Origin of the sequence: Neisseria sp. HMSC078C12, from assembly GCF_001838065.1 — a bacterium.
In the GTDB taxonomy this organism is placed as follows: Bacteria; Pseudomonadota; Gammaproteobacteria; order Burkholderiales; family Neisseriaceae; genus Neisseria.
The window spans coordinates 12,440-27,262 of sequence record NZ_KV835582.1 but is presented as its reverse complement, the minus strand read 5'-3'; the positions used below and the strand labels follow the sequence as shown (position 1 = coordinate 27,262).

At 52.3% G+C, this 14,823-nt stretch carries 16 protein-coding genes and 1 pseudogene; 10 read left to right on the top strand and 7 right to left on the bottom strand.

Features of this window, described 5'->3' with window-relative positions; translation table 11 throughout:
• Nucleotides 1-17 precede the first annotated feature (17 nt).
• From HMPREF2596_RS00465 to HMPREF2596_RS00455, 3 genes are all read left to right on the top strand, one after another.
• On the top strand, nucleotides 18-812 hold the full coding sequence (locus HMPREF2596_RS00465; RefSeq protein ID WP_070848857.1) for a class I SAM-dependent methyltransferase: 795 nt from the start codon (nucleotides 18-20) through the stop codon (nucleotides 810-812).
• A gap of 115 nt (nucleotides 813-927) precedes the next feature.
• On the top strand, nucleotides 928-1,254 hold the full coding sequence (locus HMPREF2596_RS00460) for a cytidine deaminase-like fold-containing protein (protein ID WP_141762661.1): 327 nt from the start codon (nucleotides 928-930) through the stop codon (nucleotides 1,252-1,254).
• Nucleotides 1,244-1,669: a DUF6911 family protein gene (locus HMPREF2596_RS00455; protein WP_197049997.1), complete on the top strand. Its 426-nt coding sequence runs from the start codon at nucleotides 1,244-1,246 to the stop codon at nucleotides 1,667-1,669. The genes HMPREF2596_RS00460 and HMPREF2596_RS00455 overlap by 11 nt, the downstream gene beginning before the upstream one ends.
• A gap of 101 nt (nucleotides 1,670-1,770) precedes the next feature.
• Here HMPREF2596_RS00455 and HMPREF2596_RS10785 read toward each other — a convergent pair whose 3' ends face one another.
• From HMPREF2596_RS10785 to HMPREF2596_RS00440, 4 genes and pseudogenes are all read right to left on the bottom strand, one after another.
• Nucleotides 1,771-1,950 (bottom strand): IS3 family transposase, encoded by a 180-nt coding sequence (locus tag HMPREF2596_RS10785; RefSeq protein ID WP_083324959.1) that lies wholly within the window; start codon nucleotides 1,948-1,950, stop codon nucleotides 1,771-1,773.
• Complete coding sequence (locus HMPREF2596_RS00450; RefSeq protein ID WP_003686612.1) at nucleotides 1,929-2,177, bottom strand: BolA family protein; 249 nt, start codon at nucleotides 2,175-2,177, stop codon at nucleotides 1,929-1,931. Before HMPREF2596_RS00450 ends, HMPREF2596_RS10785 begins: the two co-directional genes overlap by 22 nt.
• A 125-nt stretch (nucleotides 2,178-2,302) precedes the next feature.
• The gene (locus tag HMPREF2596_RS00445) at nucleotides 2,303-2,632 is read right to left on the bottom strand and encodes an FKBP-type peptidyl-prolyl cis-trans isomerase (RefSeq protein WP_094192864.1); all 330 of its coding nucleotides are present in this window, start codon (nucleotides 2,630-2,632) and stop codon (nucleotides 2,303-2,305) included.
• 138 nt (nucleotides 2,633-2,770) lie between these two features.
• Nucleotides 2,771-3,946: pseudogene (locus HMPREF2596_RS00440) on the bottom strand (cytochrome-c peroxidase).
• A gap of 395 nt (nucleotides 3,947-4,341) precedes the next feature.
• Between HMPREF2596_RS00440 and efeU the strand changes: the two are divergent.
• From efeU to efeB, 3 genes are all read left to right on the top strand, one after another.
• Complete coding sequence (gene efeU / locus HMPREF2596_RS00435; protein WP_036492490.1) at nucleotides 4,342-5,166, top strand: iron uptake transporter permease EfeU; 825 nt, start codon at nucleotides 4,342-4,344, stop codon at nucleotides 5,164-5,166.
• 12 nt (nucleotides 5,167-5,178) lie between these two features.
• The gene (efeO, locus tag HMPREF2596_RS00430; protein WP_063068632.1) at nucleotides 5,179-6,345 is read left to right on the top strand and encodes an iron uptake system protein EfeO; all 1,167 of its coding nucleotides are present in this window, start codon (nucleotides 5,179-5,181) and stop codon (nucleotides 6,343-6,345) included.
• Nucleotides 6,346-6,479: 134 nt separating this feature from the next.
• Nucleotides 6,480-7,745, top strand: coding sequence for an iron uptake transporter deferrochelatase/peroxidase subunit (gene efeB, locus HMPREF2596_RS00425; protein ID WP_070848853.1), 1,266 nt, complete (start codon nucleotides 6,480-6,482; stop codon nucleotides 7,743-7,745).
• A 78-nt stretch (nucleotides 7,746-7,823) separates the two neighbouring features.
• On the opposite strand, the gene HMPREF2596_RS00420 is transcribed toward efeB, so the two are convergent.
• The 3 genes from HMPREF2596_RS00420 to HMPREF2596_RS00410 form a co-directional block, all read right to left on the bottom strand.
• Nucleotides 7,824-8,291, bottom strand: a complete 468-nt coding sequence (locus HMPREF2596_RS00420; protein ID WP_049350747.1) for a CinA family protein — start codon at nucleotides 8,289-8,291, stop codon at nucleotides 7,824-7,826.
• Between the two features lie 76 nt (nucleotides 8,292-8,367).
• Nucleotides 8,368-9,213: a mechanosensitive ion channel family protein gene (locus HMPREF2596_RS00415; RefSeq protein WP_049322976.1), complete on the bottom strand. Its 846-nt coding sequence runs from the start codon at nucleotides 9,211-9,213 to the stop codon at nucleotides 8,368-8,370.
• Nucleotides 9,214-9,324: 111 nt separating this feature from the next.
• A complete protein-coding gene (locus HMPREF2596_RS00410; protein ID WP_070848852.1) occupies nucleotides 9,325-10,326 on the bottom strand; it encodes a thiamine ABC transporter substrate-binding protein in 1,002 nt (333 codons plus the stop codon).
• 64 nt (nucleotides 10,327-10,390) lie between these two features.
• On the opposite strand from HMPREF2596_RS00410, the gene HMPREF2596_RS00405 reads away from it, so the two are divergent.
• From HMPREF2596_RS00405 to glmS, 4 genes are all read left to right on the top strand, one after another.
• On the top strand, nucleotides 10,391-11,038 hold the full coding sequence (locus HMPREF2596_RS00405) for a pyrimidine 5'-nucleotidase (RefSeq protein ID WP_070848850.1): 648 nt from the start codon (nucleotides 10,391-10,393) through the stop codon (nucleotides 11,036-11,038).
• A 61-nt stretch (nucleotides 11,039-11,099) separates the two neighbouring features.
• Nucleotides 11,100-11,375, top strand: a complete 276-nt coding sequence (locus HMPREF2596_RS00400; protein ID WP_049323028.1) for a membrane lipoprotein lipid attachment site-containing protein — start codon at nucleotides 11,100-11,102, stop codon at nucleotides 11,373-11,375.
• 64 nt (nucleotides 11,376-11,439) lie between these two features.
• Nucleotides 11,440-12,813, top strand: a complete 1,374-nt coding sequence (glmU, locus tag HMPREF2596_RS00395) for a bifunctional UDP-N-acetylglucosamine diphosphorylase/glucosamine-1-phosphate N-acetyltransferase GlmU (protein WP_070624841.1) — start codon at nucleotides 11,440-11,442, stop codon at nucleotides 12,811-12,813.
• A gap of 163 nt (nucleotides 12,814-12,976) precedes the next feature.
• Nucleotides 12,977-14,815 carry a glutamine--fructose-6-phosphate transaminase (isomerizing) gene (gene glmS / locus HMPREF2596_RS00390; protein WP_036492507.1) on the top strand — a complete coding sequence of 613 codons (1,839 nt, stop codon included), beginning with the start codon at nucleotides 12,977-12,979 and terminating at the stop codon, nucleotides 14,813-14,815.
• Nucleotides 14,816-14,823 lie beyond the last annotated feature (8 nt).

Sequence of the window (14,823 nt, the reverse complement as noted above, 5' to 3'; positions counted from 1 at the left end):
CGCTGACACGACCCACCATGACCGAACAAGACAAACGCTGGCAGATTCACCGCCATCTCGCCCAAGACACCGACGAGCGCCTGCAGCTGGTCCGCAATGCACCCAAACGCATCATGCTGATTGGTGCCGATGCCGACATCAGCCGCAGCCTGCTGGCCGCGCGTTATCCCGACGCTGTGTTTGAAGAATACGATCCGAATGCCGATTTTTTGAAAACCGCCGCCGCCGCGCGCAAAGGCGGTTTCTGGCAGAAGCTGACCGGCAAAACCATCCCGCAGCATTGCCAAGCCCTGACCGCGCCGCTGCCCGAAGCATCCGTCGATATGTTGTGGGCCAATCTCAGCCTTAGCCGCGCCGACGATATTTTGCCGGTTTTGAAAAACTGGGCCGCAGCCTTGAAAACCGACGGATTATTGTTTTTCACGCACTTTGGCCGCGACAGCCTGAGCGAGCTGACAGGCCGTCTGAACCATGAAGGCATCGAATGCGAAGCGCCTACGCTGATTGATATGCACGACTTGGGCGATATGCTCGCCGACAACGGCTTTTATGATCCGGTGACAGATACGGCGAAGCTCGAGTTGAGCTATAAAAAAGCCGGGACGTTTTGGCAGGACATGGAAACCTTGGGATTGTGGAATGCGTTGAAGTTCAGCAATCCGCAAGCGGCAAAGGAATGTGTGGATAAGATTTTTGCCAACGAAGGCCGTCTGAACATCACGCTTGAAACCGTGTACGGCCATGCCGTTAAGAAATTGGTGTTGCCGCAAGGGGAGAATGTGGTGCAGTTTTTCCCGAAACGGCAGGGCTAGTTTGGCGGTTGTGCCGGTAGGGTTTACACAGCGATTGCATGTTGTCGAATGCGGTTTGGCGTTTGTATCGATTGCCTGCGCTGTTTAAGGGGATAGATTTTCAGACCCTAATAAATTGACTTTAATTGCAGAGAATGTGGCAAATAAAAAACCTCAAAAGAACGGTTCACCTTATCCAAATGCTAATATGCGAGATGCACATGCTGAAATAGGTGCAATTCAACAAGCTTATGAAAAAGGTGTGGCTAAAGGAAAAAATATGGTGATCCATGTCCAAGGGCGTGATGTATGTACGCATTGTCGTCAAGACATTGCATCAGCAGCAGAAAAAGCAGGATTAAAATCGGTCACTGTTCATGCTGTTGATGATAAGAACAAACTGAAAACTTATACTTGGATTCAAGGGCAAACATCAATAAAGGAAAATAAGAATGGAAAATAGCTTATTATTTTTTTCATGTGCATATAAATCAGAAGAGGGTGAATGGATAACTTTGGCAGATAGGGATATGGCATCTAAGATTGGTAAAGATAAAATATTATCTATGCTTAACAGCACAAAGAATCATAGATCTGACGTTAGATTAGAAGTTATACCTGAACCAGAAGTAGGCTTATCTGAATTAAGGATGGAATCAGATGGTGAGAGATATTTATTTACTCTACTTGAATACGGGGATAACGGGGAGTTTTTGATTAGGTCTAAGTCCGATTTTACTGGAGTTCCAAGATTGGTTGATTTTATGGGAGAACCTTTTCCAGCAAGTGAAGTTATAACAGATTTTGATTTTATTAAAAGAGTATTTGTTGAGTTGCTAGAAACAGGAAATGTTTCTTATGAGTTAATGGATATATAATTTAAAACATCTATATAAAGTGCGGTCAATTTTTAAAGCGTTTTAAAAGCTCTCAAAAACTGACCGCACTTTGATCTGCCCCCAAAAGTTGGACAGGTTAGTTAACTTAAATATTGAGCTCGGTATTGCACTGGGCTCAATCCTTTTAAACCAAGTTTAATTCGTTTTTGGTTGTAATACACTAAATATTCTTCAATTTCAGTATGTATGAAAAAGGCCGTCTGAAAAGTTTTCAGACGGCTTTTTGTTTGATTCCAAATTAAGCCTGTTTGGCCGCCCATTCGGCCGGAGTGGCGGCAACGGAAATAGACAGCGCGTGCAATTCGTTGCTTTCGAGTTGCGGCTTGAGGCCGTCTTTAATCAGGCGGTGGCGGGCGAGGCGGGCTTTGCCTTCAAATGAGGAGGAAACGATTACGGCGAAGAAGTGATGGCCGTCGCCTTCGACTTCGACGTGTTCGCAAGGGGTAACACCTTCAATCAGGGTTTTGACTTGTTCGGGTAAAAGCATGAGGGTTCCTTGGGAAATGGTTTGTTTGTAAAACAGGCATTATACCGAATCTTGATAAAAACAGGCCGTCTGAAACCTGAAAAACAGGGTTTCAGACGGCCTCGGCCTTTTGAAGCGTCAAATGCTTATTCGTACACTTTCAGCAGCTCGACTTCAAAAATCAAAGTCGCGTGCGGAGGAATCACGCCGCCGGCACCGTGTGCGCCGTAGCCCATTTCGGAAGGAATGGTCAGCTTGCGTTTGCCGCCTTCTTTCATGCCGCCGAAGCCTTCGTCCCAACCTTTAATTACTTGGCCGACGCCTAGAGTGATGGTCAGCGGTTGACGGCGGTCGAGGCTGGAGTCGAATTTGGTACCGTCTTCCAACCAGCCGGTGTAATGTACGGTGATTTCTTTGCCTTTGACGGCTTCTTTGCCGTGGCCTTCTTGCAAGTCTTCAATAATCAGGCTCATGATGTTCCTTTCGGATGTATGGTGAAAATCGGTTCAAGATTACCATATTGTGTGGAATCGTGAAACAAATGCGCCCATATGGCCGGCAACAAAAAGGCCGTCTGAAACGGATTTTCAGACGGCCTTGTTTTATGCTAAACCTTATTTGTTGTCAGGTTGGGATTTGACATCGTGGGAGACGGGCAGCTCAGGCATGGTTCGGGCAGACTCTGGAACATTGCCGGAGAGGGCTTTCAAGAAGGCAACGATGTTTTCAGTGTCTTCCGGAGCCAAGGTTTTACCCAATTGCGCTTTCGCCATGATGTTGACGGCTTTATCCAGTTCCCAAACGCTGCCGTTGTGGAAGTATGGGTAGGTGCGTTCGACGTTTCTCAAGCCGGGAACACGGAAGAAGAATTCGTCTTCGGCTTTTTTGGTTACGTCCGCACGGCCTTTGTCGTGTTTAGGATCGTCGATGTGTTTCCAGTAAGGGCCATCCACCAAACCGAATTTTTGGAACATAGTACCGCCCAAGTTGACGCCGTTGTGACAAGCGATACAGCCGTTGTCCATAAATGCGCGTACGCCTTTGCGTTCTTGTTCGCTCAGGGCGGATACGTTGCCTTTCAGGTAGTCGTCCCAACGGGTCGGGGTCAGCAGGGTACGTTCAAACGCGCCCAATGCGGTGGTGATGTTTTTGAAGGAAACCGCGCCGTCTTCAGGGAATGCGGCTTTGAATTTTTCTTGGTATTCAGGGATACCGGCGATTTTGGCGGCGGCATCGGCTTCGGTAGCGTTGGCCATTTCAACTGGGTTGAGCAATGGGCCGCCGGCTTGTTCTTCCACATCGGCTGCACGGCCGTCCCAGAATTGGCTGCCCAACAAGGCGGCATTCAGAGCAGTTGGGGAGTTACGGCCACCGAATTGGCTTTTGTGGCCCGCGCTGGTTGGCATGTTGTCTACGCCGGCAGTTGCCAAGTTGTGGCAAGAGTTACAGCTGACGGTGTTGCCTTTGGACAGGCGGTTTTCGTACCAAAGTTGTTGGCCGAGTTTGACCTGTTCTTCGGTAAACGGACGGACTTTTTGCATTTCGGCTAAGTCAGGCAAAGGTTTGAACGTAGCTTGCGCGCGTTCCAACAGGGCTTTGTCTTCGGCAGAAATATCGGCGGAATTTTGAGGGGCCGAAACGGCGGCAGTGCTTGCGGCAGTATCGGCAGTGCTCGCGGCAGAAGCCGCTTGAGGGGTTTCGGTTGTTTAAGCCGTTTTCTCGCCGCAGGCGGTCAGCGCGGCAGAAACGGCCAAAGCCAAAGCGATTTGGTGGAGTTTTAAACGTGGCATAGGAGGGTTCCTTTGTTATGCGTTTGTTATGTCATGGATTGCTGATTGCACCAGCAATATGCCAACTATAAAAGATAAGGCGGTTTTAATTTTTGTTGTAAATCAACCTTTTAAATTTGATAAATTCTGAAAATATCACTGATAGGGAAATTTATACTATGGAACTTTTTTATTATTTATTTACAATTGCTTAGATAAATTAAGGCCGTCTGAAAAAATAAAATTCAGACGGCCTTATTCAGACGGCCTTTTAGTTTTTATTGATTACGTCCGTTATTTTATTTTAAAAAATCTTAATAAATATGGGGTTATTAAAAAATAAAAATAATTTGCGTTATTAAGCATAAAGCGTTATAAATGCGTTAACAAATGAACATTTCACTTTAGAGTTTTTTATGCTGATTGCTTTATTGATTATGCTGCGCGAGGGCATCGAAGCCGCCCTGATCGTCGGCATTGTTGCCAGTTTTTTGAAACAGTCGGGACACAGCGAGCTGATGCCGAAGGTTTGGCTGGGCGTGTTTTTGGCTTCGGTCATGTGTTTGGGTATTGGTTACGGCATTCATTCCGCTACCGGCGAGATTCCGCAAAAAGAACAGGAATTGGTGGTCGGCGCCATCGGCCTGGTGGCTGTGGCGATGCTGACGTACATGATTTTGTGGATGAAGAAGGCCGCGCGTTCGATGAAACAGCATCTTCAGGATTCTGTTCAGTCGGCCTTAAACCGCGGCAGCGGCCAGGGTTGGGCCTTGGTCGGCATGGCGTTTTTGGCTGTGGCGCGCGAAGGTTTGGAGAGTGTGTTTTTCCTGCTGGCCGTGTTCCAGCAAAGCCCGACGTGGTCTATGCCGATAGGCGCGGTGTTGGGTCTGTTGGTGGCGGTTGTCATCGGTACGCTGATTTATCAGGGCGGTATGCGCCTGAACTTGGCGAAGTTTTTCCGTTGGACGGGCGCGTTTTTGATTGTGGTAGCGGCCGGTCTGTTGGCCGGTTCATTTCGCGCGCTGCATGAGGCCGGCGTATGGAATGTGATGCAGGATATTGCTTTCGACACATCGAAATATTTGCATGAAGACAGCCCTTTAGGCGTGCTGCTCGGCGGTTTCTTCGGCTATACCGACCACCCGACCGAAGGCGAAGTCCTGATTTGGCTGCTGTATCTGGTTCCCGTCATGATTTGGTTTTTGCGCGGCAGTGCGCCAGCAAAAACGTTAACTAAATAAGAAGGAAGTAAAATGAAAAAATTCAATCTGACTGCTTTGTCTGTAATGCTGGCTCTGGGTTTGACCGCGTGTCAGCCGCCTGAAGCCGAAAAAGCCGCGCCTGCCGCTTCAGGCGCATCCGCTGCCGCTAATGCCGACGGTTCGGTCAATATCGGCGTGAACGATACTGCTTGCGAACCGATGGAATTGACCGTCCCCAGTGGCCAAGTCGTGTTCAACATCAAAAACGACAGCGGCCGCAAGCTGGAATGGGAAATCCTGAAAGGCGTGATGGTGGTGGACGAGCGTGAAAACATCGCCCCGGGTTTATCCGACAAAATGACCGTTACCCTGCTGCCGGGCGAATATGAAATGACTTGCGGCCTGTTGACTAATCCGCGCGGTAAGCTGATTGTTACCGACAGCGGCTTCAAAGACACTGCCAACGAAGCCGATTTGGAAAAACTGGCGCAACCTTTGGCCGACTATAAAGCTTATGTTCAGGCGGAAGCCAAAGAGTTGGTCGCTAAAACCAAAGCCTTTACCGAAGCCGTCAAAGCCGGCGACATTGAAAAGGCCAAATCCCTGTTTGCCGCCACCCGCGTCCATTACGAACGTATCGAACCGATTGCCGAGCTTTTCAGCGAACTCGACCCCGTCATCGATGCGCGTGAAGACGACTTCAAAGACGGTGCGAAAGATGCCGGATTTACCGGCTTCCACCGTATCGAACACGCCCTTTGGGTAGAAAAAGACGTATCCGGCGTGAAGGAAATTGCAGCCAAACTGATGACCGATGTCGAAGCACTGCAAAAAGAAATCGACGCATTGGCGTTTCCTCCGGGTAAGGTGGTCGGCGGCGCGTCCGAACTGATTGAAGAAGTGGCCGGCAGCAAAATCAGCGGCGAAGAAGACCGTTACAGCCATACCGACTTGAGCGACTTCCAAGCCAATGTGGAAGGCTCCAAAAAAATCGTTGATTTGTTCCGTCCGCTGATCGAAGCCAAAGACAAAGCGCTGTTGGAAAAAACTGATGCCAACTTCAAACAGGTTGAAGACATTTTGGCGAAATACAAAAAACAAGACGGCTTCGAGCTATACGACAAACTGAGCGAAGAAGACCGCAAAGCCCTGCAGGCGCCGATTAATGCCTTGGCAGAAGACTTGGCCAAACTGCGCGGCATTTTGGGTTTGAAATAAGATAACGCGTTTTCAGACGGCCTTTGGATATTGAAAGGCCGTCTGAATCTTATTGCCGCCCACACAAATATGTCTGAAAACCGACCTTACTTCACACGATTGCAATCTTTCCGTTCCCTGCCAAGGAGCAGACCATGAGCCAAAACAAACAACCGGCACAACCCGAAAAACGAACCCTTTTCAAAACTGCCCTTGCCGCCGGCGCCATCGGCGTTGCCGGTTATTTTGCCGGTAAAAAACAAGGCGAATCCGCCGCCGAGACCCAAAACAACCAACATTCCGAGCTGGCCTATCCGTGTTATGGCGAGCATCAAGCAGGCATTGTCACGCCACACCAGCTCTTCGGCATCATGTGTGCCTTTGACGTTACCGCCAAAGACGCCAAACAACTTGAAAACCTGTTCCGCGCCCTGACCGCCCGCATCGAATTCCTCACCCAAGGCGGCGAATACCAAGACGGCGACGACAAGCTCCCGCCTGCGGGCAGCGGCATCCTCGGCAAACAATTCCGCCCCGACGGACTGACGGTTACCGTCGGCGTCGGCAGCAGCCTATTTGACGACCGCTTCGGCCTCAAAGACAAAAAGCCGAAACACCTGCAGGAAATGCGCGACTTTCCTAACGACAAACTCCAAAAATCTTGGTGCGACGGCGACCTCAGCCTGCAAATTTGCGCATTCTCCCCCGAAACCTGCCAAGCAGCCCTGCGCGACATCATCAAAAACACCGCCCAGTTTGCCGTGATCCGTTGGAGCATAGACGGTTGGCTCCCTAAAGCCGAACCCGGCGCCATTGCCGCGCGCAATCTTTTAGGTTTCCGCGACGGCTCAGGCAATCCCAAAGTCGAAGATCCCAAAGTTGCCGATCAAGTCCTGTGGACAGGCGTTGCCGCCAACAGCTTGGACGAACCGGCATGGGCGAAAAACGGCAGCTATCAGGCCGTCCGCCTTATCCGTCACTTTGTCGAGTTTTGGGACCGCACCCCGATGCAGGAACAAACCGATATTTTCGGCCGGCGCAAATACAGCGGCGCACCCATGGACGGTAAAAAAGAGGGCGACACTGCCGATTTTGCCAAAGACCCCGACGGCAAAATCACGCCCAAAGACAGCCATATGCGCCTTGCCAACCCGCGCGATCCGGAGTTCATGAAAAAACATCTGCTCTACCGCCGCGCCTTCAACTACTCGCGCGGCCTTGCCGCCAACGGCCAGCTCGATGTCGGCTTGGTGTTCATCTGCTATCAGGCCAACCTTGCCGACGGTTTCATCTTCGTGCAAAACCTGCTCAACGGCGAGCCGCTGGAGGAATACATCAGCCCGTTTGGCGGCGGCTATTTCTTCGTCCTGCCGGGTGTCGAAAAAGGCAGCTTCCTCGGCAAAGAGCTTTTGGGCGTATAGATCCGCTGATGGTTTGAATAGATAAAAAGGCCGTCTGAAACCTGATTTCCAGATTTCAGACGGCCTGAGTTTTTTCTATCAAACCAAATGTTCCGCCAAGAAAGCCAATGCGTATTCGACGGCTTGCGCCCTTACTGCTTCACGGTCACCTGTGAATAGCGCGGTTTGCTCAAACGAACCTTCGGGCGTGGCCAGGCCGAACCAGACTGTGCCGACCGGTTTGGCCGCGCTGCCGCCGCTAGGGCCGGCGATGCCGGAAATACTCAAGGCGTAATCTGCCTGCGCCACGGCCTTTGCGCCGCGTGCCATTTCATAGACGGTCTCGCGGCTGACCGCGCCGTGTTTCAGCAAGGTGTCGGGCATGACGCCGAGGCGGTCTTGTTTGGCTTGGTTGCTGTATGTGACGAAGCTTTGGTGAAACCACTGCGAGCTGCCGGGAATGGAAGTCAGCGCACCTGCAAGCAGGCCGCCGGTGCAGGACTCGGCGCAGGTAACGGTTTGGCGGCGGCTGGTCAGGTGTTCGGCGATGGTTTGCAGGTGGGACATGGCGGCTCCTTATGGAAAAGGGTAAAACCGGGCAGGCGCTTGGCCCGCCGGATTTCAGACGGCCTGAAAGCTGAAATCAGGCTTTCGGCTGGATGAGGTGGACATCACATTGTGGGAACGGGATGTTGATGTTGGCGGCACGCAGGTTTTCAACCACTTGCTCGTTCAGGGCGAATCGGAATGGGCCGAGATTTTCTTCTTGCGTCCACGCCCAAAGGGTGATCTCGATGGCGCTGTCGCCAAGGTTGGTAATGTATACGACGGCAGGTCGTTCTTCGGTTTGAACACATAATGGATGCTCGGTTGCCGCTCTCAATACGGCGGCTTTGGCGGCTTTTAAGTCGCAGGCGTAGTCGACGCCGACAACGACTTGGGCGCGGCACAGGGGCAGGGAGGAGCGGTTGGTGATGCTGTTGGTCATGACCACGCTGTTGGGCAGGACGACCTCTTCGTTGTCAGGTGTGCTCAAAGAGGTCTGCACCATTTTGATTTCGCGGACGATGCCTTCAAAACCGTTGACGCGGATAAAGTCGCCGACTTTAAACGGGCGGAACAGGATAATCAGCGCGCCGGCAGCGAAGTTGGACAGTTGGTCTTTCAAAGATAAAGCCACGGCCAAGCCTGCGCCACCGATCAAGGCGGTCACGGAAGTGGTCGGGATGCCGAGTTTGCCCAGTGCGGCGATGATGACGAGGATCAGCAGGCCGATGTTGGCAACGTTGCCGAGGAAGCTGACCAGCGTTTTATCGACTTTGGCGCGAGTCAGCGCGGCTTTCATCAGTGTCACCACGCGCGTGGCGACCCAGCGGCCGATAAAGAAGATGGCTAAGGCGGCCAGCAGGTTTGTGCCGAAAGACATGCCGGTTTGGGCGAGTTGTTCCCAGCCGGAGAACGAAGAGAGGACTTGAAGATCGAAATTCATAATTGTGTGTGCGTGTGAAGTTGTTTAAAAGGTTATTGTAAAACAAGGCCGTCTGAAAACCTAATGATTTGGTTTTTCAGACGGCCTTGATGTGTTTTTAAGTTTTTCGGTTTAACGTAAAACAGTTTTGCTCCAACGGCTCACCCATTGTTTTTGTTTGGTGTTGATGTCGGCGCGGTTGGGGGAATCGCTGTGTTTCGGGGTTTGGGCAAACTCGAATACTTTGGGCAGCGGCGTGTTTTTGGCAGCCGGATAGACCCACATTTCGGCAGGCAGGGCTTTTTGCACTTCGCCGCTTTGCAGCCAGCTCACCAGTTTGGCCGCCAGCTCGGGTTGTTTTGCGCCTTTTAAAACGGCCGCGCCTTCAACTTGGCGGAATGTGCCGCCTTTGAGGAAGAGGTTGCCGGTGGGCGGGGTGCTGTATTTGCCTTTGGAGTAGTGGACTTCGGCCGCCGGGCTGGTGGCATAGCTGACCACGAGGGGATAGGCACCGCCGTTTTGGGTGAAGTCGGTGTAGTAGGCTTCGCTCCAGCCTTTGGCGACTTTCACGCCGTTTTGGCGCATTTGCGCCCACCATTTGAACGCGCCTTCTTCACCCATGCCGCCGATGTTGGCCAAGAGGAAGGAGAAGCCGGGTGAGGATGTGGCGGGAGACGGAGTCACCAGAAGGTTTTTATATTCCGGTTTGGTCAGGTCTTGCAGGGTTTGCGGCAGGGGCAGTTTTTTCTGTTCAAACCATTTTTTGTCGTAGTTGATGGCGACATAGGCGTAATCGACAGCCAGCGCATCGGGCAGGGAAGCGGTTACGGGTGCGGATTTGGGTTGGCTGGCAGCGAGGATGCCGGCGGCTTTGGCTTTGCCGATGTTGGCGTTGTCCAAACCGTAAACTGCATCGGCAATCGGGTTGGCTTTGCTCAAAATCAGTTTGTTGAGCATTTCGTTGCCGCTGCCTGCCTTGATGACGGACACTTTGGCATCGTTGGCTTTTTCAAATTGTGCGATGACGGATGGGGGCAGGCTGAAGGATTTGTGCACGGCCAAACGCACTTCGGTTTGGGCGTACAGGTTTGCCGAAGCCAGCAACAGGGCGAGGGCGGACAATTTCAGTTTCATTCTCTTTCCTTTGTACGAGTAAAATACGAAATATCATAACAAAATCTGCATATCAAGGCACGATATGAATCATTCCTCCGTTTGGCTGTTTGACCTCGACAATACTTTGCACAATGCTGAAGCCGGCATTTTCTACATCATCAACCGCGCCATGACCGAATACATGGCAGGCCGTCTGAAGCTTTCCGAAGAGGCCGCCTCCCAATTGCGCCAAGATTATTGGCACCGATACGGCGCGACGCTTGCCGGTTTGCAAATCCACCATCCCGAAGTCGATATCGATGAATTTTTGCGTGAAAGTCACCCGCTTAAGCAAATTTTGGCAAAGGTGGAGGGTATGGATGGAACTGATGACGTTTTAGGCCGTCTGAAAGGGCGAAAAGCCGTATTTTCCAACGGGCCTTCGTTTTATGTCCGCGCATTGGTTGAAACGTTGGGCTTGGAAGCGCATTTTGACTGCTTGTTCGGCACGGACGACTTCGGCCTGCTCTACAAACCCAATCCGCAAGCCTATCTCAACGTCTGCCGTCTGTTGGGCGTCAAACCCGAACAGTGCATCATGGTGGACGACAGCGCCGACAATCTGCACCAAGCCAAAGCCTTGGGCATGAAGACCGTTTGGTACGGCGAAAAAGCCCATCCGTTGCCATTTGCCGACGGCATAGCGAAAGATATGCAGGGCTTGCTTGAATTTTGCACAAAACTGCCATGAAATTTTTAAAAATCAAGTACAATACACGGTATTGCCGACATTTAAAAACAAGGACAACATCATGCGTAAACTCGCTTTAATCCTGACTGCCGCCGCCGTTTTGGCCGGTTGCTCTTGGGAAACCTACACCACCGAATCCGGCCGTACCGCCGTACGCCAAAAATATGCTACCGGCACACCCATCGTTTATCAGGACGGTACTTATTCTAAAAACATGAATTACAACCAGTTCCGCCCAGAGCGCCGTGCCGTCCAATCCAATCAAGCGGAACACGCTGAACGCGGCCAAAACTGGCAAAAACCGCAATTTGCCAACCAACAGCCAGCAACCGAATAACAATATCCCCAAGGCCGTCTGAACTTTTCAGACGGCCTCAAACAACGACAACGGAAACCGTATCATGGCTCAGACAGCTTTAAATATCGTCATCCTCGCCGCCGGCAAAGGCACGCGCATGTACTCCAAAATGCCCAAAGTGCTGCACCGCATCGGCGGCCTTCCCATGGTTGAGCGCGTTATCGACACCGCTGCCTCCCTGAATCCCCAAAACATCTGCGTCGTCATCGGCCACGGCAAAGAGCAAGTCTTGGACACCGTCAAACGCGATGTCGTTTGGGTTGAACAAACCGAACAGCTCGGTACCGGCCACGCCGTCAAAACCGCCCTGCCGCACCTGTCTGCCGAAGGCCGCACGCTGGTGTTGTACGGCGACGTTCCCCTGATTGACGCAGCCACCCTCGAAACCCTGCTCGAAGCCGCAGGCAGCGAAGTCGGCCTGTTGACCGACGTGCCTAACGATCCGACAGGTTTGGGCCGTATCATCCGCGACAGCAACGGCAGCGTAACCGCCATTGTCGAAGAAAAAGATGCTGATGCCGCCCAAAAAGCCGTAAAAGAAATCAATACCGGCATTTTGGTTTTGCCCAACGCCAAACTCGAAACTTGGTTGAACAGCCTTTCCAGCAACAATGCCCAAGGCGAATACTACCTGACCGACCTCATCGCCAAAGCCGTTGCCGACGGTATTAAAGTTCATCCCGTCCAAGTCCGCGCCTCCCATCTGGCCGCCGGCGTGAACAACAAACTCCAACTGGCCGAACTCGAGCGTATTTTCCAAACCGAACAGGCGCAAGAATTGCTCAAAGCAGGCGTCACCCTGCGCGATCCAGCACGTTTTGATTTACGGGGCCGTCTGAAACACGGACAAGATGTCGTGATTGACGTCAACGTCGTCATCGAAGGCGAAGTCGAACTCGGCGACAACGTCGAAATCGGTGCCAACTGCGTGATCAAAAACGCCAAAATCGGTGCCAACACCAAAATCGCGCCATTCTCCCATTTTGAAGGTTGCGAAGTGGGCGAAAACAACCAAATCGGCCCATACGCCCGTTTGCGTCCGCAAGCCAAACTGGCCGACGACGTACACATCGGCAACTTCGTCGAAGTCAAAAATGCCTCCATCGGCAATGGTACCAAAGCCAACCACCTCACCTACATCGGTGATGCCGAGATCGGCAGCAAAACCAACTTCGGCGCCGGCACGATTATTGCTAACTACGACGGCGTGAACAAACACAAAACCGTCATTGGCGACGAAGTGCGCATCGGTTCAAACTGCGTACTGGTTGCCCCCGTTACCCTCGGCAACAAAGTGACGACAGGCGCGGGCAGCGCGATTACCCGCAACTGCGAAGACGGCAAACTCGTTCTCGCCCGTTCGCGCCAAACCGTCATCGAAGGCTGGGTGCGTCCGGAAAAAGGCGATAAGAAGTAAGGCCGGTCTTTTATTTGTTTTCAGACGGCCTTGAGAAACATAAAAGGCCGTCTGAAACCTAGATTTGCCATTTCAATGAATATAAAACGGCGTTTTCCGACTGCCGCTTTCGGGAGCCGGAGCAGCAGTCATTTTCTCAAACTTTTGATACTAAGGAACTTATATGTGCGGTATCGTAGGTGCTATTCGCGCCAATCACAATGTAGTCGATTTTCTGACCGACGGTCTCAAACGCCTTGAATACCGAGGCTACGATTCGTCGGGTATTGCCGTAAACATGGACGGCAAAATCAAACGCGTCCGCCGTGTCGGCCGCGTACAGCTGATGGAAGACGCGGCACGCGAAAAAGGCGTGTTCGGCCATATCGGCATCGGCCATACCCGTTGGGCAACCCACGGCGGTGTAACTGAGCCTAACGCCCACCCCCACATTTCCGGTGGCATGATTGCGGTTGTCCACAACGGCATCATCGAAAACTTCGAAGCCGAACGCGAACGTCTGCAAGCTTTGGGTTATACCTTCGAATCGCAAACCGACACCGAAGTCATCGCCCACAGCGTCAACCACGAATACACGCAAAACGGCGGCAAACTGTTTGAAGCCGTCCAAGCTGCGACTGCCCGTTTCCACGGTGCATACGCCATTGCCGTTATCGCACAAGACAACCCTGAACAAATGGTTGTTGCGCGCATGGGCTGCCCACTGTTGGTAGCCTTGGGCGACCAAGAAACCTTTATCGCTTCCGACGTATCCGCCGTGATTGCCTTTACACGCCGCATCGCCTACTTGGAAGACGGCGACATCGCCCTGCTGAACGCAAACGGTATCGAAAAACTGCTCGACAAAACCGGTGCGCAAACCGAACGTGCGGTTAAAGTATCCGAATTGTCTCTGGCTTCTTTGGAGTTGGGCCCATACAGCCACTTCATGCAAAAAGAAATCCACGAGCAACCCCGCGCCATCGCCGATACCGCCGAAGTCTTCTTGGACGGTGGTTTTGAACCTGAAAACTTCGGCGCGAATGCCCGCGAAGTGTTCGACGATATCCACAGCATCAAAATCCTTGCCTGCGGTACGTCCTACTATGCCGCGCTGACCGCCAAATACTGGCTCGAATCCATCGCCAAAGTGCCGACCGACGTGGAAATAGCCAGCGAATACCGCTACCGCGACGTGATTGCCGATCCGAAACAATTGGTCATCACCATTTCCCAATCCGGCGAAACCCTGGACACCATGGAAGCCCTGAAATACGCGCAATCCTTGGGACACAAACACAGCCTGTCTATCTGCAACGTCATGGAATCCGCCCTGCCGCGCGAAAGCGAATTGGTGCTGTACACCCGCGCCGGTGCAGAAATCGGCGTCGCTTCCACCAAAGCGTTCACCACGCAACTGGTTGTATTGTTCGGCTTGGCGGTAACGCTGGGCAAACAGCGCGGTTTGGTTTCCGACGAACAAGCGCGTGAATACGTTGAGGAACTGCGCCAACTGCCGGGCAGTATTCAGCACGTTCTCAACCTTGAGCCGCAAATCGCCGCTTGGGCGCAAAAATTTGCCAAGAAAACCAGCGCACTCTTCCTGGGCCGCGGCATCCACTTCCCAATTGCCCTCGAAGGCGCGTTGAAGCTGAAAGAGATTACCTATATCCACGCCGAAGCTTACCCTGCAGGTGAGCTGAAACACGGCCCGTTGGCCTTGGTGGACGAAAATATGCCCGTTGTCGTGATTGCCCCGAACGACAGCTTGTTGGACAAAGTGAAAGCCAACATGCAGGAAGTCGGCGCACGCGGCGGCGAACTCTTCGTCTTCGCCGACCTCGACAGCAACTTCAATGCCACCGAAGGCGTGCACGTCATCCGCGCCCCACGCCATGTCGGCGTACTCTCGCCGATCGTGCACACCATCCCCGTGCAACTCCTGTCTTACCACGCCGCCCTCGCACGCGGTACAGACGTGGACAAACCGCGCAACTTGGCTAAATCGGTAACGGTTGAATAAGTAATAAA

Bases quoted from the DNA above. Each gene is read 5' to 3' on its own strand.
- HMPREF2596_RS00465 (WP_070848857.1), top strand. From the start codon at position 18: ATGACCGAACAAGACAAACGCTGGCAGATTCACCGCCATCTCGCCCAA.
- HMPREF2596_RS00455 (WP_197049997.1), top strand. From the start codon at position 1,244: ATGGAAAATAGCTTATTATTTTTTTCATGTGCATATAAATCAGAAGAG.
- HMPREF2596_RS10785 (WP_083324959.1), bottom strand. From the start codon at position 1,950: ATGGGCGGCCAAACAGGCTTAATTTGGAATCAAACAAAAAGCCGTCTG.
- HMPREF2596_RS00450 (WP_003686612.1), bottom strand. From the start codon at position 2,177: ATGCTTTTACCCGAACAAGTCAAAACCCTGATTGAAGGTGTTACCCCT.
- efeU (WP_036492490.1), top strand. From the start codon at position 4,342: ATGCTGATTGCTTTATTGATTATGCTGCGCGAGGGCATCGAAGCCGCC.
- efeO (WP_063068632.1), top strand. From the start codon at position 5,179: ATGAAAAAATTCAATCTGACTGCTTTGTCTGTAATGCTGGCTCTGGGT.
- efeB (WP_070848853.1), top strand. From the start codon at position 6,480: ATGAGCCAAAACAAACAACCGGCACAACCCGAAAAACGAACCCTTTTC.
- HMPREF2596_RS00420 (WP_049350747.1), bottom strand. From the start codon at position 8,291: ATGTCCCACCTGCAAACCATCGCCGAACACCTGACCAGCCGCCGCCAA.
- HMPREF2596_RS00415 (WP_049322976.1), bottom strand. From the start codon at position 9,213: ATGAATTTCGATCTTCAAGTCCTCTCTTCGTTCTCCGGCTGGGAACAA.
- HMPREF2596_RS00410 (WP_070848852.1), bottom strand. From the start codon at position 10,326: ATGAAACTGAAATTGTCCGCCCTCGCCCTGTTGCTGGCTTCGGCAAAC.
- HMPREF2596_RS00405 (WP_070848850.1), top strand. From the start codon at position 10,391: ATGAATCATTCCTCCGTTTGGCTGTTTGACCTCGACAATACTTTGCAC.
- HMPREF2596_RS00400 (WP_049323028.1), top strand. From the start codon at position 11,100: ATGCGTAAACTCGCTTTAATCCTGACTGCCGCCGCCGTTTTGGCCGGT.
- glmU (WP_070624841.1), top strand. From the start codon at position 11,440: ATGGCTCAGACAGCTTTAAATATCGTCATCCTCGCCGCCGGCAAAGGC.
- glmS (WP_036492507.1), top strand. From the start codon at position 12,977: ATGTGCGGTATCGTAGGTGCTATTCGCGCCAATCACAATGTAGTCGAT.